Raw genomic sequence first — 22,556 nt, 5'->3', positions numbered from 1 at the left:
GTCGCTCCCGGCGCGAAGCCATGGTTCGCGTTTGATCGCAAAGACTGCAACGGCAAGCTGGTCGGCTTCGCCGGTTCATCTACATTTCGATCAAAGCGTAGGCCAGGCCAAAGATTCCGGTCATTAGAACGGCGAAGAATGCCCAGCCTCTCAACGCGGCTCGCACATCTTCAGGCTTGGCGCCCTTCTGGTTGTTGTAATCATCCATAATCAGACCCTACTTTGTTGGCCTCAATTGATACAGGGCAAGGCCCGACGGGACGCTTGTCCACCCGCCTTCACAGCCTTCGGGACAGTCGAGTTCTCAGGCGGCCGATGGACCCGGGTCGTCGAACCCGGCATCGAATGCCGCCGCGACTTTGCTCTGAGCTTCGTCGTGCGGTTCATCGGAACGATGGACGACGCGCAGAACCGGTCCGTCCGGTCGCCACGAACCCGGCTCGGCAACGCCCGCCAGCTTCAGCCTCTCGCGCCTTGCGGCTTCTGGCTGATAAACCACTTCATGTACGGTCAGCGTTTCAAGGCTGGCGTCCGAGGTCGGAATGGAAATGGACTGACCCTCGGCCAGACCGAGCAGCGCCAGACCGCGCGGATTGGTGATAGGCAACAGCATGCCAACCAGACCGCGCATGTGGTCATGGGCGACGATGCGGGTTTCGGCAGGGCCGTCGTTTACCCGATAAGCCACGCGGCTGCTGAGCGTCACGACGTTTGCCGGGATGTCTTCCCGAAACATCACAACTGCGCTCGAAATCTTCCGTTGAAGGATCGCCGACAAGGCATCGCCGAGGGCAGGTCGGCGCTCCTGCATCACCTCAAGAATGGTGTAGTCCTTGGTGGTCAGTTGGCAGCTATCGATAGTGGGCATGGCACGTCTCCAGCCGGCCCTGTGCAAGGGGTCCGGCGTCAGGCAATTGATCGGGTTTGGAAAGCTACCCCTGTGCCGGGCCAGGATAGGCCGGCGCAGGGGTCACACTCCCGCGATGAGGCTGCCCGCGTGATTGAGGAGACGGATGCCAACGCCCATGTCTAGACGCCCGCAGCGATTGTCGAAGACGCTGGCGCGCGCCGATCGGCCACATCGCCTGCCGGAGCGGGCTGGCTCACATCAAGCACCAGCAGTTCATGCCGACGCCCGTCTCGGGCGGTCCACATGATCGACTGCCCAGCCGAGAGGCCGACCAGGGCCGTGCCAATCGGCGTGAGGATTGAGACCTTGCCTTCGGAGATGTCCGCATCGCCAGGGAAAACCAGCGTCACCGTTTTCCGATCGCCGGTATCGGGCTTGAAAGTCACGGTCGAACCCATCCGGACGGTGCCGGCGGAGACCCAGCCATCAGCGACGATGCGGGCGCGCTCGAGTTCGGCGAACAGCTCATCTGCCGCCTCCGGATTTCGGGCGGCAACGGTGTTCGCGAGCGCCGACAGACGCGCGTGGTCCGACTTCGAAATGCGGATGTTCGGCTTGCGCCGGCTTTTCGTGATGTCTTGCATTTGAGTACTCATGTTTCTGCCTCGCGTCCGAGCCCGGCAAGGGATCGTCAGCGGTTGTCAGTGCGACGGAAATTTGTTGCTGAATGCGCCGATGCCGCAGGGACTGATGCAACCCTGCGCCAATGTTACATGTTCAATTTTTACATGTTCACCCCTCGGCTCGGGGCGCGCATGGCAGCCGAGCCGGGGGTTACGATCCCGCTATGGGGCAAACCCGGAAAAGAAAATCGCGACGGATTTTGGCGACGGTGCTCATACCCTATAGTTGGGGAAGCAATCTGCGAAGTCAAGCCGCGCGGGAGCCAGGCCTGCGGCAAGAGAAGCCGATCAAGCATTTCCGGCGGCCTTGCAGCACAGTAGAGCCGCCGCCTAGGATGCCACTTCGAATACGCGATAGCATCGTCAACCAGATTACTAGCCAAAGTACGCCCAACGACCGGCGGTTATGATTTCAGGGACGAGGAACAAGGAGCTGCCATGAAAATCCTTGCCGCGACAGATTTTTCCACCCGTTCGCTACGTGCATTGCGGCGAGCTGGCCTTGTGGCGCGGGACGTCAGCGCCGAACTCACGCTTGTCCATGTCGTCGACGACGACCAGCCCGCAGATATACTCGAGCTCGAAAGACGCGAAGCACAGCGATATCTTGAAGAACAAATGGCCTCGATCCCCGAACTGCAGGGGCTCCGCTGCAGGTCCACGGTTGTCGCCGGCGACCCGTTCGACGGCATCCTGAAAGCGGCCGCAGCGAGCTCGGCGGATCTCATTGTCATGGGCGCGCACCGCAAGCAGTTGCTCCGCGATATCTTTGTCGGAACGACCATCGAACGCGTGATCCGAACGGGACCACGTCCGGTGCTCATGGTGAATGCCGAGGTGGAACATTCCTACAAAAAGGTGATGGCCGCCGTGGACATGTCCGAGCCGTCCGCGCGCGCAATCAGGACGGCGAGGGAAAGTGGGCTCATAGGCGACGCCAGTCTTTCGCTGGTCCATGGTTACGATGCGTTCGCCAAGGGAAAAATGTCCAATGCTGGAATAGGCAAGGACGATATCGCGCGCTACGTGGCGGCAGAACGTTTGCAGGCGGGCAGGGAACTGGTCGCGTTTCTGGAAGCGAACGACTTTGGCGTCGACAACTGGTCGCTGCGTATCAAGGAAGCAGGCCCCGTCGAAGCAATCATGGAGGCGATCAAGGAGGTGGCGCCCGACCTTCTGGTCATCGGAACCTATGGTCGTTCGGGCATCATCAAGGTCCTTCTGGGAAGCGTGACGGAAAGCATTCTGCGATCGGTCGACGTGGATGTTTTCGCGGTGCCGCCGATCCGAAGTTGATCGAGGCCTAAGCGCCAGGTGGTCGTGGTTGTTCGTCTTGGGATTGCGCGGCCGTCTCGAATGGCGGGACGCCATCGTTGCCCTCGCTGCGGTCCCGGTAAAGCGCCGCGCGCGCCAGCAGGATAAGCGAGACGGGTGTCGTGACAGTCACGAACAGTGCGATCAGTATCTCGTGCAGGACAGGTTTCGACTGAAGCACGGAATGAAAGATGATCGAGGCGATCAGAACACCGCCCGTGCCCCAGGTGGTCCCCAGCGTCGGCGCATGGATTCGTTCGTAAAAGCTTCTGAACCTCAGGAGCCCCACCGACCCGAGCAGAGTCAGCGTCGACCCCACGATCAGGAAGAACCCCGTGAGCAGAGCAGCCCAGACCGGCAGGTCGGCGAGAGGGGTCATTCTATTACCTCGCCGCGCATAAGGAATTTCGCCAGCGCCACGGTCGAGACAAAGCCAAGCAGCGCGATCACCAGGGCAGCCTCGAAATAGACCGTGCTGCCGGCACGGATGCCGAAGGTCAGCAGGAGAAGCATGGCGCCTACATAGAGCGCATCGAAGCTCAGGATCCGGTCCTGCGCGCGCGGCCCCCGAACGAGGCGCAGCAGAGCGCATGCCATGGCGGCGACCAGAAGCAATTGAGCGATGGTAACGGACCATGCGATTATGACGCCGCTCATTCGAAAATCTCCATCAACCGCCGTTCATAACGCTGCTTGATCAGCTCGATCCACGCCTGCTGGTCGGTCAAGTCGAGAACATGGATCCGAAGCCTGCCGCTGCCGGCATGATATTCGACCCAGGCGGTGCCGGGCGTGCTGGTGATGATGCAAGCGAGTACGGCCAACCCAGTCCGGTCGCGCAGGTCGAGCGGGATCATCACGAAGCCGGATGTTCGCGTATGCCGCCCGCCTTGCAGGATGATCCCCGCCACGGCGATGTTGGAGCGAACAATGTCCGCCAGGACGACCAGGACCAATTGCGGGATCAGGTCCCAGCGTCGTATTTTTGGTTTAGCGGGCTGAAGCGCTGCCATGGCCAAGGACGCTGCGAGAGCGATGACGCCGCCGAGAAACACCTGGCTGATGGACAGCCCATTGAGCAGTATCCACATCGCGAGCAGCGAAGCTGTCAGCAGCGGATAAGGCAGAAGGGCGCTCATTTGTCCCTCGGCGCGTTGGGCCCTGGTATCGGCTGGGTGGACAGAACATCTCGCAAGTAGTCCGCTGGCGAATGCAGCGATTGGGCGGTCGCATCCATGTAGCGCATCATCGGTCCACCCTGGACCGTCATCAACAGGCAGAGCGTCAGGAGGAAGGCTACTGGCGCGATCTCCAGGAGCAGCACGCGAGGTACGGTGCCTTCGATCGGCGCCCAGAAAATCTGGATGCCAGCGCGCATCGTGGCGATCAGGGCGCAGAGGCCGGACAGGATCAGCAACGCGACCAGGATCCATGTCGAGCCCGCGATTAGGCCGCCACCCGCCACAGGATCGGGGCGCACCATCGCGGTCAGCAGCGCGAACTTTCCGACAAATCCCGAAAGCGGTGGCAGGCCCGCGAGCAAGAGGCCGCATGCCGCGAAACAGATGCCGAGAACGGCCAGCGTGCCGGGGATGGCAACGCCGACTTCCTCCTGCTCTGGCACCGGCTCCTCCATGTCGTCGCGATAGGCTTCCATGGTCACCGATAGAACATGCGCGGCTGGGTCCTGCACCCGCTCGACGAGTTCGATCAAGAGAAAGAACGCGCCGATCGTCAGTGTTGAACTGACCATGTAGAAGAGGGCTCCGGCAGTGACTCTCGCATCGGCCATCCCGATCGCGGCCAGCAGTGTGCCGGATGAGACCAGGATGCTGAAGCCGGCGAGCCGGCCCACTGCCTGCGACGCCAACACGCCGATAGCGCCGAAGGCGATGGTGGCCATGCCGCCGAACAGCAGCCACGAGTCGCCAAAGCCCGCTGTGGCGCCGGCGTCCACGCCAAACAGCAACAGGGAAAGCCTCAGCAGGATATAGAAGCCGACCTTGGTCATGATCACGAAGATCGCGGCGACCGGGGCCGCTGCCGCCGAATAAGCGCCGGGCAGCCAGAAGCTCAGCGGCCACATCCCCGCCTTGACCAGGAAGGCGACGCCGAGGACGGCGGCGCCTGCTTCGAGCAGCATTCGATCCGCCGCCGGCACCGCCGGGATTCGCTGCGCAAGATCTGCCATGTTCAGTGTGCCGGTCACGCCGTAGATCAGGCTGACCCCGATCAGAAACAGCGACGAAGCAGCGAGATTGACTGCAATGTAGTGCAGGCCCGCCTTGACGCGGAGCGGCCCCGAGCCATGCAGAACGAGACCATAGGATGCAGCCAGAAGCACCTCGAAGAAGACGAACAGGTTGAACAGGTCGCCGGTGAGGAACGCCCCGTTCAGCCCCATGAGCAGAAACTGGAAGAGCGTGTGGAAATGCGGCCCTGCCTTGTGCCAGCGCGCCAGCGAGAAGGCCAGGGAAGCGAGCGCCAGTACGCTGGTCAGAACCAGCATCAGGGCGGACAACCTGTCGAGCACGAGCACGATGCCGAACGGCGCCGGCCAATTGCCGAGCAGATAGACGCCGGTGGTTGCTGACGAAGCAAAGGCATTGTCGACCGAGCGAAGCAGAGCTATGGCGATGACCACCAGCGCAAGCGCCGAGACGATGCTGATCACTGCCTTGACGACATGGCGACGCTCGTCCAGCAGCAGCAGCACGGCCCCTGCCGCGAGCGGCAGGACGATCGGCATGATCATGAGATGACCTGCCGTTTCCATCAATTGGGCTCCCTGCCGTCGACATGGTCGCTGCCCGTCAGGCCACGCGATACGAGCAGCACCACGAGGAACAGGGCCGTTGTCGCGAAGCCGATGACGATGGCGGTCAAAACAAGCGCCTGCGGGATGGGGTCGGCGTAGTCCGCTGGGTTGACCACCGCGCCGGATTCGAGAACGGGCGGCGTATTCACCCTGAGTCTGCCCATCGAGAAGATGAACAGATTAACCCCATAGCCGATGAGCGACAGGCCGATGATGACCTGAAAGGTCCGCGGCCGAAGTAACAGCCAAACGCCGGACCCTGTCAGTACGCCGATCCCGATGGCAAGGATAAGCTCCACTACGCGATTTCCTCGTTGCTTTGCGCCACGATCCGGTATGCGCGCAGTCGGCGGATGGACTGGTGGGCGAGAGCGATCAGCATCAGCACGGTCGCACCGAGAACGAGGCAAAAGACGCCGAGATCGAAAAGGGTCGCGGTAGCCGCCGGCACCGAACCGATCAGTGGCAATTCGACATAACGGGAATACGAGGTCAGGAAAGGGTATCCGAACAGCCAGGAGGCCGCCCCGACGAGGGCCGCCAGGAGAAGGCCGAAGCCGATCCAGTTCACCGGCAGGACCCGCAACCTGTCTTCAACCCAGCGTGTGCCCGCCGCCAGATATTGCAAGATGAAGGCGGCGGCCAATGCGATTCCGGCGACAAAGCCGCCGCCGGGGAGATCGTGGCCGCGCATGAACAGATAGGCGGCGAACACGATGATGACCGGGAACAGCCATTGCATGATCACCGCCGGGATCAGCAAATAGTCGCTCACCGTATCGCCCGCCTCACGGTCGGGCCTGGCTTCGTCGAATGCCCTCTGGACGCGTTGCTGTTCAGGGGATTCGACATTGTCGGGCGCCGGCCGGAACCGGCGAAGCAGGGCGAACACCGTCAACGCGACGATGCCGAGAACCGTGATCTCGCCGAACGTGTCGAAACCCCGGAAGTCCACCAGGATGACGTTGACGACGTTCTTGCCGCCTCCTTCCGAATAGGCCTTTTTCAGGAAGAAGTCGGCGATAGTGACGGGCGGGGTCCGTGTCATAACCGCATAGGCGATAATGGTCATGCCGGTCCCGCACACCACCGCAATGGCCAGATCGCGGTAGCGACGTAGTCTTGCGCCAGTCGTGGCCAGGCCGGGGGCGACGTCTGCCGATCGCTTGGGCAACCAGCGCAATCCCAGAAGGATGAGAACCGTGGTCACCACCTCCACGAGCAGTTGAGTGAGCGCGAGGTCCGGCGCCGAAAACCAGACGAAGGTGGTGCAGGTGACAAGTCCGGCTCCGCCGAGCAGGACAAGGGCGAACAGCCGGTGGAACTTGGCTTGCCACGCGGCGCCAAGGGCGCACACGACGCCGACTGCCCAGATGCCGGCGAAGGTGACGTCGACGCCTTGGACTGTCAGTCGACCAGGATCGAAACCTAGCCTGTAGAGCGGCCAAGCGGCGGCGATGAAGGCCACGACGACCAGCAAGCGAAGTTGCGGCTGGAGCCGACGCGTTCCGAGAAACCTTTCCAGGAAGCGGGCACCTCTCCACGAAACCACCACCAACACGCGCTCGAAGACGCGCTGGCCCCTGAGACGGCGGAAGTAGGGAGGGCCGTCCTCGCAGCGCGCCAGATAGTCCTTCAGCAGCAGATAAAGGATTGCGCCACCGGCAAGCGCCAACACGCTCATGAACAGAGGAATTGTGAACCCGTGCCAGATAGCCAGACTGTACTGTGGCGTCGCGGGTCCCAGGACGGAGGTGACGGCGGTGTGGAGGAACGGACCGATGGTCAGGCCGGGAACGGTCCCAACCAGGAGGCAGGCAAGCACAAGAAGTTGGATCGGAAACCGCATGAAAAACGGCGGTTCGTGAGGTTCGCGAGGCAGCTCAGCCGGCAGCGGTCGGAAAAACACGCTGTGGATGAACCGTGCCGAGTAGGCAACAGCGAAAGCGCTGCCCAGGACGGCAGCATAGGGCGCGGCGGTATCGAGAATGGAATCGGCGTGCGTTTCGATCGCCTCGGCGAAGAACATTTCCTTGGAGAGAAATCCGTTGAGGAGGGGGACGCCAGCCATGGCCGCGCTTGCCACCATGGCGAGCGTCGCGGTGTAGGGCATGACACGGAAAAGCCCGCCCAGCCGCTGCATGTCGCGCGTTCCGGTCTCATGGTCGATGATACCGGCGGCCATGAACAACGAGGCTTTGAACGTGGCGTGGTTCATCATGTGGAAGATGGCAGCGACGGCACCCAGCGGGCTACCGAGGCTGAGCAGAAGTGTAATCAGACCGAGATGGCTGATGGTCGAGTAGGCGAGCAAACCCTTAATGTCCCGCTGGAAGATCGCAAAATAAGCTCCCAAAACGAAAGACATCATGCCGGCGAAGCCGACGATCCAAAACCATTCGTATGTCCCCGCAAGCACCGGCCACAGGCGCGCCAACAGGAACACGCCGGCCTTCACCATGGTCGCTGAGTGCAGGTAGGCCGAGACCGGGGTCGGTGCGGCCATGGCGTTGGGCAGCCAGAAGTGAAACGGAAACTGCGCGCTCTTGGTGAACCCCCCGAGCAGCACAAGAACCAGGATGGGCACATAGAGATCGTGGGAGCGGATAAGGTCGCCCGACGCCAAAACACGATCGAGGTCGTAGCTGCCAACGGCATGGCCAATCAGCAGGAAGCCGGCCAACAGACCGATGCCGCCGATGCCGGTAATCGTCAGCGCCATGCGGGCGCCGTCGCGGGCACTGGCGTTGTGGTGCCAATAGCCAATCAGCAGGAAGGAAAAGATGCTGGTCAGTTCCCAGAATACGACCAGCAGGATCAAGTTTCCGGAAATGACGACCCCGAGCATCGATCCCATGAACGCGAGAAAGAACGAAAAGAACCGCGGAACCGGGTCTTCCGGGGCCATGTAGTAGCGCGCATAAATGACGACGAGGAAGCCGATGCCGCTTATGAGCATGGCGAACAGCCAGGCAAATCCATCCATTCGCAAAGTGAAATCAAGGCCAAGCGTCGGAAGCCATTCGATATCGCTACGCACCACACCTCGACCGAGTACCGAGGGATAAAACATGACCGCCAAACCCAGACAGGTAAACGACGCGGCGGCGGCGAGGACAGCTGCGGCGTTGCGAGCCTTTGTCGGGAGCATGAGAGCGGCAAGGCTGCCTACGAAAGGCAGGACGATCATCAGTATCAGCGCTGTGTCGTCTGTCATCTATTGGAGCCCAAAGTCTTCGGAGACAACCACTGCCTGGCTCCGCCCATTATGGTTCTCCGGTGACATTGGGCAAGGCATTGATTGGCGGGTTCCCAGAACACCTGTCCGCGCCGCGCGATGACCAATCAGTTGGAGGCAGAAGCAGTTTGCGAGGTCGCTGACATCGATCAAGGATCCGAGCGCCATGTGGATGGGAGCGCTCGGTGCGGACTCTCAAAAAAGGTGGCGTTCGGCTGCTTCCGGCATGCCGTCAGCGGCCCCTGCCGTCAGTTGCTATCCAATCCGTTTGACGCACGCCTAGTCGTGGCGGGCGCCAAGCAAGGTGGCTATCACCAGTTCTCGTCCGGCCCTGTTTATCCCGGTCCCGCCCCGTCTTTCTTCCGCCAGTCCGAGGAAGACAAGGCGTTCGGCCAAGGCTTTCGATAAAGAAGGGTAGGGTCCGCGGTTCATTCGTTTGAGCGCCGTTTGCTCGTCCTCGGTGAGATCGTCCCAGATAACCGTCATGAAGGGCTTCCTTCCTCGCGCCTGCGCAGCCAAGCGGGATCTGAACTGCCCAGCAGCGGACTGAACGTGGAACCATCGGCTCAGAAGACCTATGGAACGGCGTCCGTTCCGACGATGCCGCCTTCATTTTCCAGGACGCCAATTCGTCTGACTTCCGAGCGGTTGAGTTTCAGGCGAACGCCGACACCGCCGCCGTTTTCCGCGATGAAAACGGCGCCGGCGTTTTCAAGCGCGGTTTGCAGCGTGTCGCAGATATCCTGGTCGGGAAGGTTGATCCGGCGCTCGAATTCCTCGATGACCAACGCATCCACACCTGAATTGCTTGAGAGCTTGTCACGGGTCCATTCGACCAGCGCGCGACCGGCACGGCATTGAGCACCAGTGATCATCATAATCTCCTGTTACCGCTTTCGGGGCCGAAATCACCGCTTGCTAAGAGCCGGGACAATCGAGGGCGCGATGGCTTCGGCCCATCAGAGATGCATATCGATTCCGAAAAGGGAAGGGCTGTGCCACGCGCTGCAATCGAATTCTGATGCAAAATAATTGTGCTAAAGCGGCAATAAATTTCGTTTGTCTTGTAGATGAGGACGAGTGAAGCTCGCGCGTAACGAAATTGACACATTCGGTGCCAGCCAGCAGGTCTAAACGCCACGGGAGTTCTTGGCGTTGTCGCGCGAGGGGCACCTTGGGCTCGGCGATGACAATAATGGACAGGCTTGAACACGATTTCGGCAGAATACTTTCCGGCAGGGACATCCAGGCTCATGTAGTAGGGCAAATGGTATCTGCCAGCCTCGATGTAGATGGCCGCATTCCAATTGCTCTCGTAGATGGCAGTGCTCTCAAAAGACGGCTCCGAGAGGAACTGCTCCTGCAAGCACAGACCCGGCTGCCGATCACCTATGCGAGACTGGCCGAGAGCATAGTCGGTTCAGACGCAACAGGGGTGATTCGGGATGTGCTCGAACAACTGATGGACGACGATGCGGACGAAGGCCTGCCATTGCTTGCGGCTGTTGCCGTGAAGGCGCTCGAACCCGGTTTGCCCGCTCACTGGTTCTTCCGGAAAGCCGAGGATATGGGGCTGTTCGCTGGCGATCCGACCAATCTGGAAGCCTATGCTTTCCATGCGAGGGAGTTCTATCGCGCGATCCACCTCCATGCTGGCAACGGGCAAGTCTCTGGAACGACCTTGCCGCCGGTTCTGCCGCCCGCAGACAGGTCAAGGAGAACGAAATGCTGACCGCCAAGGACGTCATGACGTCACCTGTTATTGCGGTAGGGCCTGACAGTACGGTGGATGAGGTCGGCGATATTCTCCTGTCGTACGGGATCAGCGCCGTGCCGGTGATTGATCGAGGTGCGCTGCTGGGCATCGTCAGTGAAGGAGACCTGATCCGCCGGGCAGAGATCGGTACAGCCCCGCAACATCGTTCCTGGTGGCTTCGGCTTTTCGCCAATAACGCCGCCCTTGCGGAAGGCTATGTCAAGTCTCATTCCGAGCATGTGACCGACGTCATGACAAAGGACGTTGCGACTGTGGTCGAGAGCACGCCAGTCGTCGAGATCGCAACCCTGCTTGAACACAATCGGATCAAGCGTGTTCCGGTGCTGCGCGACGGACAGATTGTGGGGGTCGTCAGTCGTGCCGATCTGGTGCGGGCGCTGGTCGTCGCCAGGAAACGTTGGCGCGCTCCGGTGTCGCAGGACGACAGCAGCATCAGGCTGGAGATTATTGAAGCCTTGCGATCCGAATCATGGCCCTCGACCGGAAGGTCGGACGTGACCGTGACCAACGGCGTAGTTACGTTCTCGGGAGCTTACCTGTCCGAGCAGGAGCGCAAAGCCACGCTCATCCTGGCTGAAAACACCGCTGGCGTGCGGGCTATCGATGATCACCGCATTCCCCTCGATATGACCTACGGTGTGGTCTGAAGGGCCGGATAAGCGCTGGACCAGAGCATGCCCTTGACACAGACAGCCCCGATTTCCGACGAGCAGATTCGACAACTCGTCGACTCCTTCTACGACAAGATCCGCGCCGACGCGGATCTCAGGCCGATTTTCGAGCGCGTCGTTGCCGGTGATTGCGAAACGCATCTGGCGAAGATGTACGAATTTTGGTCCTCGGTAATCCTGACCAGCGGATTCTACAAGGGAAGTCTCGTCGCGGTCCGCAAGCACATGGGTGGGTTGGAGATCGGTCTGCTCGGCCGGTGCCTCGCCTTGTTTGGCGAAAGTTGCGACGAATTGCTGGACAGGGAGACTGCGGGACTGTGTTGGCTGAAGGCCGCCCATGTCGCCGAAAGTCTGAAGCTGTTATTGTTCTGTCGCCCTGACCGGCCATGGCTGAGAAACGCCTCATGACGTTCGTGGTCACCGACAATTGCATCAGATGCAAATACATGGACTGCGTGGAAGTCTGTCCCGTGGACTGTTTCTATGAAGGCGAGAACATGCTCGTCATCCATCCCGATGAATGCATCGACTGCGGCGTCTGCGAGCCAGAATGCCCGGCGAAAGCCATTTTTCCCGATACCGTGCCTGGTCTCGACGATTGGCTCGCGCTGAACGCCGAGTATGCGTCTGCGTGGCCCAATATTGCGGTCAAGCGTGATCCACCCGCCGACGCCAAGGCGTTCGACGGTGAAGCAAACAAGCTCGCGAAATATTTTTCACCCGAAGCCGGGCCAGGCGACTGATCAAGATGAACGCATATACCCACCAGCCGTCGCCCCTGTATCTGGGCGTCGACACCGGCGGCACGTATACCGATGCCGTGCTGTGGTCAGAATCTACAGGCATCGTGGCCAAGGCCAAATCGCTGACCACACGGCACGATCTTGCCGAGGGCATCGCCGGTGCCGTCGACGCTGTTTTATCCGAGGCTGCCATCAAACCCGGCGCGATCAAGCTCGTCTCCATGTCGACCACGCTCGCAACCAACGCCCTCGTCGAAGGGCAGGGCGGACGGGTCGCGCTGGTGATGATCGGTTTCGCCGAAGCCGATCTTGACCGGAACGGATTGTCAAAGGCTCTCGGCTCCGATCCCGTGATCTTTTGTCCGGGCGGACATGACGTCCATGGCGATCCGCGTCAGCTGGTGCTGGACGCTCTCATGGCTGCGCTGCCGTCTCTCGTCGACACGGTCTCAGGCATCGCCGTGGCCTCCTATTTTGCGGTTCGCAATCCCGAACATGAGGTCGCGGTACGTGACGTCATTCGCGAGCGTACCGGGCTTCCGGTGACCTGTTCGCATGAACTGTCATCGAAACTCGGCGGCCCGCGTCGGGCGCTGACCACGCTTCTCAACGCCCGGTTGATCTCGATGATCGATCGCCTTGTCGACGCCACCGAGGGCTTTCTGAAAAGACGCGGGATCGTCGCTCCGCTCATGGTCGTGCGCGGCGACGGCGCGCTTGTCACCGCTGAATTCGCCCGCGCCCGGCCGATCGAGACGATCCTGTCAGGACCAGCGGCAAGCCTGGTGGGAGCCCGGTACATGACCGGAATCGATGACGCAGTGGTGTCCGACATCGGCGGCACCACCACCGACATCGCCGTTCTGGACGGCGGTCGCCTGCGGCTCGACCCGGAAGGCGCTACCGTCGGCGGAATGCGAACCATGGTGGAAGCCGTCGCCATGCGCACCTTTGGCCTCGGGGGAGATTCGGAAGTCTCGCTCCATGAGCGGTCGCTGACTTCGACGATCGTGCTCGGCCCCCGTCGACTCGTGCCACTGGCGCTCGCCGCGGTGAAGCACGGCGATGCCATCCATAATGGCCTCAAGCGGCAATTGCTCAGCCCCAACACCAGCCGGCTGGACGGCCGCTTCGCGTTGTGCACAGGTGTCCCCGAGCGTCTGGCTGCGGGCCTGACCGTTACCGAGGCGCGGCTCTATGCCCACATTTCGGCAATTCCCGCCGCGCTCGATCGGCTGCTCGTATCGACATCGCAGGTCGCAACACTCAATCGCCTGGTCGCGCGTGGTCTGGTGCATATTGCGGGCTTCACGCCATCCGATGCGGCCCATGTGCTCGGCCGGCAAGGGAATTGGGATCCTGTCGCGGCTCGACTGGGCGCCGAATTGTTCGCACGCAAGCGCGACGGCCAAGGGCATCGTGTCGCCAAAGGAGCGGAAGCATTTTCCGAGATGGTCCTCATCGCCGTCACCCGGCGTTCTGCAGAAGCCATTCTTGAAACAGTCTTTGCCGAGGACGGGCTGGATGGCGGCGTCTCTGTTGCCAATCCGCTGGTTCAGCGTGCCGTTGGCCGACGAGGCGGCATGGCGCAGCTGTCGATCGCACTCGACCGGCCGGTGATCGGCCTCGGCGCTTCGGCATCGCTTCACTACGCGGGGCTGCCGCCGATCATCGGCAATGCGTGCAAGATCGCCGAACACGCCGACGTTGCAAATGCGTTGGGTGCCGTCGTCGGGCAGGTACGGATGTCAGCGGAAGCCCGCGTCAGCCAGCCGGAGATCGGGCTTTTCCGTCTCAATTCCGGCCTGCGGCTGGACGATTTTGACACCGAGGACGAAGCAATGGCCGCCGCCGAAGCCCACATTCGCGCTCTGGCGGCAGGTCTCGCCGAGCGCGCCGGGACCGATCAGGCTCGGATCGAGATCTCACGGGACATAAGGGTTGCCACAATCGAGGGCGAGCGCAGTTTCGTCGAAGCCATCGTCGTCGCGACAGCCACCGGGCGGCCGCGGATCGCGTCCTGACCCGGATAGGGGCCGCCCTGTGACCACAGCCGGAACGTTGCGCAGGCTGGAGCCCTTCGCCGATCTGAAGACCGATATAGGCCCTGGTGCAAATGAATACTCCGCACGCCAGCGGGACTTTGCAGTGGGTGCATGTGCCGTCGACCGCCAGCAAATGGTCGCCGACGCGTACCAGGACCACCAGCTGACCGGCGGCATCGGCATTATCGCGATTGCCACGATGAACACACCAACAGCGAGGTCAGGGTCGGTTTCCGCGGGCTGTTTCGATGCCATCTTGGTTCTCCTTCACGATCCTGACGGCGTACGTCGACCATGCGCCAGACATGAAATTGGATGCAGCGCTGTTCGAAAAGTTCCCGTGGTTCGCCACGGATGGGAACCTTCCTCCTGGGTGTCGTGCCAGTCGGGAACCAATCCTCGCCAGCCGCATCCAATGGTTTCGAGCGTGGAACTGGAGAGACCGATGGACCTGCATTCGCAAATTCTGAACGACACCGAAGATGGCGTGTCGGCCTCCGCCGAAGGAAATTCAGTGGGAGACGGCCAACCCAGAGCAGTCGGCCGCGTCCGGCCGACGCGCTTCGATGCTGAGGCCGCGGTCAGGACGCTGATCTCTTGGGCCGGCGACGATCCGGCCCGACCCGGTCTTATCGATACTCCTGCGCGTGTCGTTCGTGCCTATGAAGAGTGGTTTGCCGGCTATCGGCAAGATCCTGTGAGACTGCTCGAACGGACGTTCGATGAAATCGGCGGCTATAACCAGGCGGTCGAACTGCACGACATAGCGTTTCATTCTTTCTGCGAGCACCACATGGCCGCAATCCACGGCAAGGCGTACATCGCCTACATGCCCCTCAACCGCGTGGTGGGCATCTCCAAATTGGCAAGGGTCGTCGAGGCTTGCGCTCGCCGCTTGCAGATACAGGAGCGGCTCACGGATGATATCGCTTGCGCGATCGAGGATGCCCTGCAGCCGGGTGGAGTGGCCGTCGTGCTTGTGGCCGAGCATGGCTGCATGACATCGCGCGGCGTCCACGCGCACGGCACCCGCATGGTCACCAAACGCATGCTCGGCGTTTTCGAGACGAACATCGATCTGAGGCGCGAATTCCTGTCGTCGATTCCGGTGTGACGAATTTTCAGGAACCTTGTTGTCGAGACCAATCTATTGAAGGGCAAGGAGACTGCTCATGTCGTACGTTCGGCGAGACGCGACCGAAATCATCGCTGCCTCTGGCGACCTGGAATTGACGCAGCGAGCCCTGGCGCGCGACGGCGCTGCCTTTCGCACCATCATCAAGACGCATAACCAGCGGCTTTACCGCATCGCGCGCGGCGTGGTGCGCAATGACAGCGAGGCCGAGGACATCGTCCAGGAGGCCTATGTCAGGGCCTTTGCCCATCTCGGCAGTTTTCGCGGCGATGCCTCGCTCGGCACGTGGCTGTCGCGCATCGTCATCAACGAAGCGCTCGGCCGGTTGCGTAAAAGACGGCGATCGGTGGCGATGCCCGAGAACCCGCAGGCCGAGATTATCCAGTTTCCCCTCAACCCCAGCGATGATCCGGAGCGGACAATGGCGCAACGGCAAATCCTGGCCCTTGTCGAACGGGCGACCGACAGCCTTCCAGATCTCTACAGGATGGTGTTCGTGGCGCGGGTGATCGAGGGCCTGAGCATTGAAGAGACTTCAGAACTACTCGGCGTGCGGCCCGAAACCGTCAAGACCCGCCTGCATCGCGCTCGCGCCCTGCTGCGCAAGGCGCTGGATGACCAGATCGGGCCGGTGCTGCTCGACGCCTTCCCCTTCGCTGGCCGGCGCTGCGAACGGTTGACCACTGCCGTGATGAAGCGGCTCGGCCTGGAAGGCTGACCCATTTTCTGATTTGGCGGATTTTCGCGGGAACGTTTGCCGCCGCGCTGCATCCAATGATGCGTCAACCGGAAACGAAGCCCGAGGCGATCCCCGCATCCGGGCGAAGGAGATGTCATGCTTATTCGTCACACCGCCGCTCTGGCCGCCTTGCTGCTGCTTGGCACTGCCCCGCTTGCGCAAGCCGCCGACAAACCAACCGACCCGCAGATCGCCCACATCGCCTATACAGCCGGCGTGATCGATGTCGAGGCGGCCAAGCAAGCGCTCAAGAAGTCGAAGAACAAGGAGGTGCTCGCCTTCGCCAAGGACATGGTCCGCGACCATGAGGCGGTGAATGTCCAAGCGCTCGACCTGGTCAAGAAACTCAAGGTGACGCCGGAAGACAACGCCACCAGCAAGGCGCTGACCAAAGCCGCCGCGGAGGAGCGGGCCAAGCTCGCCAAGCTCAAGGGAGCGACCTTCGACAAGGCCTATGTCGACAACGAGGTAGCCTATCACAAGCAGGTCGACGACGCTCTCCAAACGCTCCTGATTCCCTCTGCGAGCAACGCCGAGCTCAAGGATCTGCTGGAGACCGGCCTGAAGATATTCCAAGGCCATGAACAACATGCCGAACATGTCGCCGGCATGCTGAAATGAGAACAGCGCTGATGATGCCGAAACGGCAACTGTGGATTGCACTGGCGCTAACAATCGTCGCCGCGCCGGTGAAGGCCGAAACCATCCAGGTCACCATCGACAAGCTGGTGTTCTCGCCAGTGACCGTCGAGGCGAAGGTTGGCGACACGATCGAGTGGGTAAACAAGGACGTGTTTGCCCACACAGCCACCGTGAAGGGTGGCTGGGATGTGATGATCCCGCCGAAGAAGTCCGGAAGCCTGAGATTGAAGGCCGCGGGAGCGGTCAACTATTTCTGCCGCTTCCACCCCAACATGAAGGGCCGCATCACGGTGGCGCCATAGCTGGAGCGTGGGATCGCGGCAGGCGTCGCGATCCCAACAATTCGGGGGGGCGTCGTGCCCAAGGAGGTTACGCAGGCAAAGACCGCTTTGTCTTTGCGGGCGGCGACAGATTCGGCGCCACTCAGGTTGGCATTCTGCGCTCGCTCGCGCGCCGCGGCAATTGCAGCGTATATGGTTGTCGGTTCGAGAGTTGGCGCACTGAACGAGGCCTACTATGCTGGCGATCTCACGATGGAAGGAAACCCGGATCGAGACTATCTGGCGTGGATTGGGCCGGCGCGACGTCTTTCCGTTGACATGGAAAGTGAACCAGATGAAGCGGTCTCGCGTATGGGAGGGTAACGTTCAAGGCCATGCCGACCCCTTCTGATACGCCAGCATCAACGAAGCAAGCACGAAAGAAGCGACAGTCCAATCGAAGGACTGGCGATATCTGGCTGTAGCGGAAGGACAGTGTCGATCGGTCCCGCCTGATCACGCCGAAGCACACTGGCACCGACGGCATGGTCTTTGACTAGCGCTCAGAGCCGTAAATGGGTCGCCTTTATCAAGAACCGCTTCGAGGCGCTGCTGAGGGAGATCTTCGAATGACGGCCGCTATCCTTTGCGGCCATCATGGACTAGCAGCTCATGCTCGTTTCGCCATCGGCTGCTACGTCTACCGAGTGGTCCGGGCCCGCGCACGCAGGACCGGGTGCTCTGCCTCGGCGCGATGTAGGTCTGCGCGATGCTCCTTGCGCTCACTGCCGGCACCCGCACTGGAAGCGAGGTGTATTTCGAAGGGCGTCCTAGGATCCATGTCGAGCAAGCGCTCGCCAAGTCCTCATGCGCGGGGAGGTGATCGAATGCTCCAAGCCGCCGACCTGCCGCCGTGGGCTGCCTGCCGACCCCCCTGCTTCTGATCGGAGTGGTGCTTACCCTTGCCGGAGCCATCGCAACACTGCGATTCGGCAGCTTTTGCTAGCGAATCCACCTACCTACACTTGGCCTCGGCTGGGGAACGGGCGCGACCGCGCTTGCTCAATCGTCTTCTTGTCGGCGCTCGGTTCCCGCGTCGGAGCCCGCGAACTGCTGGTCGCCGCCTTCGTCACGGTCACCTGATGCTCATTGCCCGGGCAGCACGTTTCCGTGACAGGACCGCAGGGAAGACGGGCATCCCTTCGAGGTCAGAGGTGAGGCAGGCTTGCGGACATGCGTCGAACACGCTGCGGCGGCACCGGATAAGTGATGCCGCCGCAGTCATTACGAGCGTCAGCGGCGACGACCGGCCAAATTTGGGCCCGCACCGATCGCCGACACCGAAGTCGCCGCCTGACCCTTGACCTCCTTGTCCTGCTTCGGTTTGCGGGTTTCGCGGTTGCCCTTCCTCTTTGCCATTCCTTGTCTCCTTGCTGGCAAGCACTGTGCGGCCCCCGGTCGACGGCCGGCAGCGCGCTTCGTGCGAAAACGATGAAGCTGCAGGATCCCCTGGCCAGGCGGATACTCCCCGCGCGGCCAGGGTTACCGGCGCGTTTTGCGCCGCTTTCGGAACGTTAGGGAGCTTGGAGGAGGTGTGTTCATGACCTCATTATGGGAACGTCGGATGCAGAAGTCCAAGATGGCTGGCCGATACCGGCCGTTTCGCGTCCAAAGGCCGCACGCGGCGCGCTTCGATTGAATTTCCGTGTAGGAGCCCCATCTACGATGCATGGTAATCGCAGGTCGTCACAAGAAGTTTCTGGTCGTTTCGGCGTTCCTCCTGACGCGTTCCTAGCCCGAGCGGCAAGGGCGCGCCCGCCCGCCGTCTCGGGAACAAATCCCACCCAGTCCGACATCGTATCCGGTCGTTCAGCGGCCGGCTTGTCGGCATGTCCATGACCAAGCTCGCATGAGGTTCCGCCATGTGCGGCCGCGGGCTACTTCGGCGGAGAGACCAACATGTCCAAAATCGACCGCACTTATCCATCGGCATCAGAACGCGGGTCCGAACGCAAGTCCAGAACCACAGTGCGGCAGCTGTTCCTTCGTGCCATCCGCCAATGGCAGCGGAGCCGCGCGATCAACGAACTCTCGCGACTGGACAACAGGCAACTCGAGGACATTGGCATTTCGCGCAACCACATCCCGCGGGTGGTTGAGGGTCTTTTCAGTCCAGAAGGAGCCAAACCTCTCCCAATGGCGGACTACCTGGGCGAGAGCCCGGTAATCGTGGCGGAATCCTATATTCCCCGGAGGGCCTGACATGGACACGATCACAAAGACCATCATAGCCGTAGGTCTTCTCGTCCTGATGGTGACCGCGTTCGCGATGCTCTGAGGGGCATCGGTGGCGCATTCCCGCAGTTGAAGTCGGCATGAAGTAGGCAGGACAGCATGTGCATGGAGACGTTCATCAGGATTTCGAGGCTTGCCGGGAAGGTCGCGTCCTTTCCCGGAGCAAACTCTTTGACCCTGAATCCCGCACCTAACCTGCTCCGGAGCATTCCAGGCAAAGCGGTTTGGCGCCGAGCGCCGCATCGATGGAGCGTGTCATGAGAACCGTCCGAACGAGGCAGGTGTGCCTCTCCTGCAATAGCCTCTTGCCCCGCGCCGCAGTCCGCTGCCCCTGGTGCATCTCGTCGACCGTCACTCCTGCCGCGATTGCGGATCACTGCGCGTCGGGGACGAGGCCCGGCGGACGAGCAAGCCGGGCCCAGGTGCTGCAGTGAGACCGGCCAATGCGATGCCGGTCCCGCCGACCCTGATCGATCCCGCCCGAAACGCCGCCACTTCGGCGGAGCGGGGAACGTGGGCGCTTGGGGAGGTCGCCCGGACATCATCCTCTATCCATCCCGCTACGAAGCGCGAGGCGCTCTGGCCTCTCGGGTCTGCTCGCCGAAAGGGGCGGGCAAGCCGGGAAGCCGTGTTGGCTGCCCTGCTGCGGCGGGAGCGCCGCGGGCCGACATACATCGGCGGCGGAATCGCGATGCCGCACGGACGAAATGACGAGTCCCTGCTGCCAGCGGCGGCAGTCCTCCGTCTCCGGCACCTGTGCACTACGCTGGGTTGCGTTCGGCACGCCGGTCATCGGCGTCAGTCTGTGCACACGAACGATCGTGCCGCTGCCCCCCCTGGCTTCCGAATTCCAGCTCACGTAACGCTGACTCGAGCCATGTGGCTCGACCAAGGGTGACAGGGATTCTCGCGCGAGACGCCATTCTGCACCTGGATGGCGCAATCGAATGGCGATGATCCACCACTCAACCTTTGCACGCGAATTCGGTTCCAGCGATCGCTTCCCGATGCAGGGGTCTTTTTTGATCTGCGCGATAAACAGGCTACAATCCGCGTCGAGGTGGCCAAGGTCGCCGTGCGCCGTCAGATTGGAATCGAAACGAACAGCTTCTTCACCATAGGCCATTCCACGCGTACGATCGTCGAGTTCGCCGAACTGCTTAGGGAGTCTCGTGTCGATTTCGTTGTCGATGTGAGGTCGATGCCGCGCTCGCGCACCAATCCGCAGTTTAACGAAGACAGCCTTCCGGGAGCGTTGGCGCCGTGGCAGATCGGCTATAAGCATGTCGCTGCGCTTGGCGGCTTGCGGGGCAAGGCGCGGGGGGCGGAACCTTCCCCCAATAGCTATTGGCGCGTACGTGGTTTTCGCAACTACGCGGACTATGCGCTGACCGAGCCGTTCGCCAAAGGCTTGGCGCAACTGCGAGAGCTCGGCAGCCGGCATCGCTGCGCAATCATGTGCGCGGAAGCCGTCTGGTGGCGCTGCCACCGCCGCATCATTTCCGACTACCTGCTCGGAGAAGGCGAACGGGTCATGCACATCCTTGGGGTCGGTCATGTCGAGGAGGCCAGCCTGACGCCAGGCGCTGTCGTGCGCGATGATGGAACGATCGTTTACCCCGGGGAGCATCTCCTCGGGACGTAAGCATGGGTCATCACAAGCCGTGCAGCCGGTTCAGCTTCCTTCGGTTGCCCCGAGCGCATGGTCGACGGTCGTCTGCGCCTCGGCCAGGATGGCGCGCAGGTGGTCCTGTCCGCGAAAACTCTCAGCGTAGATCTTGTAGATATCCTCGGTACCTGACGGGCGCGCGGCGAACCAACCGTTTTCCGTGGCCACCTTGACGCCGCCGATTTCGGCATTGTTGCCCGGTGCCCGGCTGAGCACCGACCGGATCGGTTCGCCAGCCAAGATCTTCGACGTGATCTCATGCGGCGAGAGCTTCGACAGTTTCTCTTTTTGTGCTGGGGTTGCCGTTGCCTGGAGCCGGTCGGCGACCGGTTCGCCCAATGCCTTCGTCAGGTCGCGATAGACCTCGCCGGGATCGCGACCCATCCTTGCCATGATCTCGGCCGACAGCAACGCCGGCACGATGCCATCCTTGTCGGTCGTCCAGACGGCGCCATTGCGGCGCATGAACGTCGCACCAGCGCTTTCCTCGCCGCAAAAGCCCATCGAGCCGTCCTGAAGGCCCTCGGCGAACCATTTGAACCCGACCGGCACTTCATACAGTCTGCGCTTCAGCCTGGCGCTGACGCGATCAATCATCTGGCTGCTCACCACCGTTTTTCCAACAGCGGTGTCCTTGCGCCATTCAGGGCGATGCTGGAACAGGTAATCAATCGCCACCGACAAGTAAGGATTGGCCGGCAGCAGCCCGGCACTGCGCGTGACGATGCCGTGCCGGTCGTGATCGGTGTCGCATGCGAAAGCGATGTCGAATTGATCCTTCAGGCTGATAAGACCTTGCATGGCATAAGCTGAAGACGGGTCCATGCGGATCTGGCCATCCCAATCAACCGTCATGAAACGAAAAGTGGGATCGACGTGGCGATTGACGATGGTCAGGTCGAGTTTATAGCGGTCGGCTATGGCGGGCCAGTAGTGGACTCCCGCGCCGCCGAGCGGGTCGACGCCCATGCGAACATGCGCTCCCCGAATGGCGTCCATGTCGATGCCATTGCCGAGATCGTTCACGTAAGCGTTCAGGAAATCGTGGGCATGGACTGTAGGCGCATGGAGGGCCTTCTCGAACGGCATCCGCCGCACGCCTTTCAGGCCGTTGCCAAGCAGCTCATTGGCCTGTTGTTCGATCCAGCCGGTGACATCGGTATCCGCCGGCCCGCCATTGGGCGGGTTGTACTTGAAACCTCCGTCGCCGGGTGGGTTGTGCGACGGCGTGATGACGATGCCATCGGCAAGCCCGGTCTTGCGGCCTTTGTTGTAGATGAGGATTGCGTGAGAGACGGCAGGGGTGGGCGTATACTCGCCACCGGCCGCCATCATCACCTCCGCCCCGTTCGCGGCCAGCACTTCCAGTGCGCTCGCAAACGCCGGTTCCGACAGCGCATGTGTATCGATGCCGATGAAGATCGGGCCGTCGATGCCCCGTAGCTTGCGGTACAGACAGATGGCTTGGCTGATTGCCAGAACATGTGCTTCGTTGAACGTTCTTTCGACTGCAGACCCGCGGTGCCCGGACGTCCCGAATGCCACGCGCTGCAACGGGTCGGCAAGGTCCGGCGCTTGGCTATAGTAGGCCGTGACAAGCCTGGGGACATTGACCAGCAGGTCGGGCGGGGGCGGCTTTCCGGCCAATGGACTGATGTTCATGATCGTGCTGATTGC

26 protein-coding genes are annotated in these 22,556 nt (G+C 61.6%); 13 read left to right on the top strand and 13 right to left on the bottom strand.

The genetic code is table 11. The features are described 5' to 3' along the window. Window positions 1-79: 79 nt before the first annotated feature. The 3 genes from RPF88_RS08030 to rnk all read right to left on the bottom strand — a co-directional run bounded on the left by RPF88_RS08030 (window position 80) and on the right by rnk (window position 1,494). Window positions 80-208: a hypothetical protein gene (locus tag RPF88_RS08030; protein WP_263499052.1), complete on the bottom strand. Its 129-nt coding sequence runs from the start codon at window positions 206-208 to the stop codon at window positions 80-82. A gap of 96 nt (window positions 209-304) precedes the next feature. Further along, a complete protein-coding gene (locus tag RPF88_RS08025) occupies window positions 305-868 on the bottom strand; it encodes a nucleoside-diphosphate kinase (RefSeq protein ID WP_064994271.1) in 564 nt (187 codons plus the stop codon). 161 nt (window positions 869-1,029) lie between these two features. Continuing rightward, window positions 1,030-1,494 (bottom strand): nucleoside diphosphate kinase regulator, encoded by a 465-nt coding sequence (rnk, locus tag RPF88_RS08020; protein ID WP_064994272.1) that lies wholly within the window; start codon window positions 1,492-1,494, stop codon window positions 1,030-1,032. A gap of 477 nt (window positions 1,495-1,971) precedes the next feature. Between rnk and RPF88_RS08015 the strand changes: the two genes are divergently transcribed. Then, window positions 1,972-2,829, top strand: a complete 858-nt coding sequence (locus RPF88_RS08015) for a universal stress protein (RefSeq protein WP_337122126.1) — start codon at window positions 1,972-1,974, stop codon at window positions 2,827-2,829. A 7-nt stretch (window positions 2,830-2,836) separates the two neighbouring features. Here RPF88_RS08015 and mnhG read toward each other — a convergent pair whose 3' ends face one another. From mnhG to RPF88_RS07975, 8 genes are all read right to left on the bottom strand, one after another. After that, entirely contained in the window at window positions 2,837-3,226 is a 390-nt protein-coding gene (gene mnhG / locus RPF88_RS08010; protein ID WP_337122125.1) for a monovalent cation/H(+) antiporter subunit G, read from the bottom strand. Continuing rightward, complete coding sequence (locus RPF88_RS08005; protein ID WP_140569688.1) at window positions 3,223-3,504, bottom strand: K+/H+ antiporter subunit F; 282 nt, start codon at window positions 3,502-3,504, stop codon at window positions 3,223-3,225. The genes mnhG and RPF88_RS08005 overlap by 4 nt, the downstream gene beginning before the upstream one ends. Beyond that, the gene (locus RPF88_RS08000; RefSeq protein ID WP_224674318.1) at window positions 3,501-3,986 is read right to left on the bottom strand and encodes a Na+/H+ antiporter subunit E; all 486 of its coding nucleotides are present in this window, start codon (window positions 3,984-3,986) and stop codon (window positions 3,501-3,503) included. Before RPF88_RS08000 ends, RPF88_RS08005 begins: the two co-directional genes overlap by 4 nt. Further along, window positions 3,983-5,623 (bottom strand): monovalent cation/H+ antiporter subunit D, encoded by a 1,641-nt coding sequence (locus tag RPF88_RS07995; RefSeq protein WP_224674317.1) that lies wholly within the window; start codon window positions 5,621-5,623, stop codon window positions 3,983-3,985. The genes RPF88_RS08000 and RPF88_RS07995 overlap by 4 nt, the downstream gene beginning before the upstream one ends. Next, entirely contained in the window at window positions 5,623-5,964 is a 342-nt protein-coding gene (locus RPF88_RS07990; RefSeq protein WP_064994278.1) for a Na+/H+ antiporter subunit C, read from the bottom strand. The genes RPF88_RS07995 and RPF88_RS07990 overlap by 1 nt, the downstream gene beginning before the upstream one ends. After that, complete coding sequence (locus RPF88_RS07985) at window positions 5,964-8,882, bottom strand: monovalent cation/H+ antiporter subunit A (RefSeq protein ID WP_127370786.1); 2,919 nt, start codon at window positions 8,880-8,882, stop codon at window positions 5,964-5,966. The genes RPF88_RS07990 and RPF88_RS07985 overlap by 1 nt, the downstream gene beginning before the upstream one ends. 300 nt (window positions 8,883-9,182) lie before the next feature. Beyond that, entirely contained in the window at window positions 9,183-9,389 is a 207-nt protein-coding gene (locus tag RPF88_RS07980; protein WP_064994307.1) for a hypothetical protein, read from the bottom strand. Between the two features lie 89 nt (window positions 9,390-9,478). Next, the gene (locus RPF88_RS07975) at window positions 9,479-9,778 is read right to left on the bottom strand and encodes an XRE family transcriptional regulator (protein WP_198327649.1); all 300 of its coding nucleotides are present in this window, start codon (window positions 9,776-9,778) and stop codon (window positions 9,479-9,481) included. Between the two features lie 320 nt (window positions 9,779-10,098). Between RPF88_RS07975 and RPF88_RS07970 the strand changes: the two genes are divergently transcribed. From RPF88_RS07970 to RPF88_RS07930, 9 genes are all read left to right on the top strand, one after another. Continuing rightward, window positions 10,099-10,635, top strand: a complete 537-nt coding sequence (locus RPF88_RS07970; RefSeq protein WP_127385165.1) for a hypothetical protein — start codon at window positions 10,099-10,101, stop codon at window positions 10,633-10,635. Further along, complete coding sequence (locus RPF88_RS07965; protein ID WP_127385164.1) at window positions 10,629-11,327, top strand: CBS domain-containing protein; 699 nt, start codon at window positions 10,629-10,631, stop codon at window positions 11,325-11,327. Before RPF88_RS07970 ends, RPF88_RS07965 begins: the two co-directional genes overlap by 7 nt. A 33-nt stretch (window positions 11,328-11,360) precedes the next feature. Then, entirely contained in the window at window positions 11,361-11,759 is a 399-nt protein-coding gene (locus tag RPF88_RS07960; RefSeq protein WP_245321852.1) for a group III truncated hemoglobin, read from the top strand. Further along, window positions 11,756-12,094 (top strand): ferredoxin FdxA, encoded by a 339-nt coding sequence (gene fdxA, locus RPF88_RS07955; RefSeq protein ID WP_064994311.1) that lies wholly within the window; start codon window positions 11,756-11,758, stop codon window positions 12,092-12,094. The genes RPF88_RS07960 and fdxA overlap by 4 nt, the downstream gene beginning before the upstream one ends. Before the next feature lie 5 nt (window positions 12,095-12,099). Continuing rightward, window positions 12,100-14,118 carry a hydantoinase/oxoprolinase family protein gene (locus RPF88_RS07950; RefSeq protein ID WP_337122124.1) on the top strand — a complete coding sequence of 673 codons (2,019 nt, stop codon included), beginning with the start codon at window positions 12,100-12,102 and terminating at the stop codon, window positions 14,116-14,118. A gap of 466 nt (window positions 14,119-14,584) precedes the next feature. Further along, window positions 14,585-15,253 carry a GTP cyclohydrolase I FolE gene (folE, locus tag RPF88_RS07945; RefSeq protein ID WP_127385162.1) on the top strand — a complete coding sequence of 223 codons (669 nt, stop codon included), beginning with the start codon at window positions 14,585-14,587 and terminating at the stop codon, window positions 15,251-15,253. 58 nt (window positions 15,254-15,311) lie between these two features. Next, entirely contained in the window at window positions 15,312-15,992 is a 681-nt protein-coding gene (locus RPF88_RS07940; RefSeq protein WP_337122123.1) for an RNA polymerase sigma factor, read from the top strand. Between the two features lie 117 nt (window positions 15,993-16,109). Further along, on the top strand, window positions 16,110-16,634 hold the full coding sequence (locus RPF88_RS07935; RefSeq protein WP_337122122.1) for a DUF4142 domain-containing protein: 525 nt from the start codon (window positions 16,110-16,112) through the stop codon (window positions 16,632-16,634). Between the two features lie 14 nt (window positions 16,635-16,648). Then, window positions 16,649-16,957: a cupredoxin domain-containing protein gene (locus RPF88_RS07930; RefSeq protein WP_127366894.1), complete on the top strand. Its 309-nt coding sequence runs from the start codon at window positions 16,649-16,651 to the stop codon at window positions 16,955-16,957. Window positions 16,958-18,208: 1,251 nt separating this feature from the next. Here the strand turns inward: RPF88_RS07930 and RPF88_RS07925 are convergent. Then, window positions 18,209-18,334: a hypothetical protein gene (locus RPF88_RS07925; RefSeq protein WP_281061029.1), complete on the bottom strand. Its 126-nt coding sequence runs from the start codon at window positions 18,332-18,334 to the stop codon at window positions 18,209-18,211. A gap of 540 nt (window positions 18,335-18,874) precedes the next feature. Between RPF88_RS07925 and RPF88_RS07920 the strand changes: the two genes are divergently transcribed. The 3 genes from RPF88_RS07920 (at window position 18,875) to RPF88_RS07915 (ending at window position 20,855) form a co-directional block, all read left to right on the top strand. Further along, window positions 18,875-19,177, top strand: coding sequence for a DUF1127 domain-containing protein (locus RPF88_RS07920; RefSeq protein WP_084015936.1), 303 nt, complete (start codon window positions 18,875-18,877; stop codon window positions 19,175-19,177). Window positions 19,178-19,658: 481 nt separating this feature from the next. Beyond that, the gene (locus RPF88_RS33320) at window positions 19,659-20,108 is read left to right on the top strand and encodes a PTS sugar transporter subunit IIA (protein ID WP_442921265.1); all 450 of its coding nucleotides are present in this window, start codon (window positions 19,659-19,661) and stop codon (window positions 20,106-20,108) included. A gap of 177 nt (window positions 20,109-20,285) precedes the next feature. Then, window positions 20,286-20,855 (top strand): DUF488 domain-containing protein, encoded by a 570-nt coding sequence (locus RPF88_RS07915; RefSeq protein WP_084015942.1) that lies wholly within the window; start codon window positions 20,286-20,288, stop codon window positions 20,853-20,855. A gap of 30 nt (window positions 20,856-20,885) precedes the next feature. Here RPF88_RS07915 and pgm read toward each other — a convergent pair whose 3' ends face one another. Continuing rightward, on the bottom strand, window positions 20,886-22,541 hold the full coding sequence (gene pgm, locus RPF88_RS07910; RefSeq protein WP_442921290.1) for a phosphoglucomutase (alpha-D-glucose-1,6-bisphosphate-dependent): 1,656 nt from the start codon (window positions 22,539-22,541) through the stop codon (window positions 20,886-20,888). Window positions 22,542-22,556: the final 15 nt, after the last annotated feature.

Source organism: Mesorhizobium sp. ISC11 (genome assembly GCF_037162595.1).
GTDB lineage: Bacteria > Pseudomonadota > Alphaproteobacteria > Rhizobiales > Rhizobiaceae > Mesorhizobium > Mesorhizobium ciceri.
This window is presented reverse-complemented; position numbering and strand designations above follow the sequence as displayed.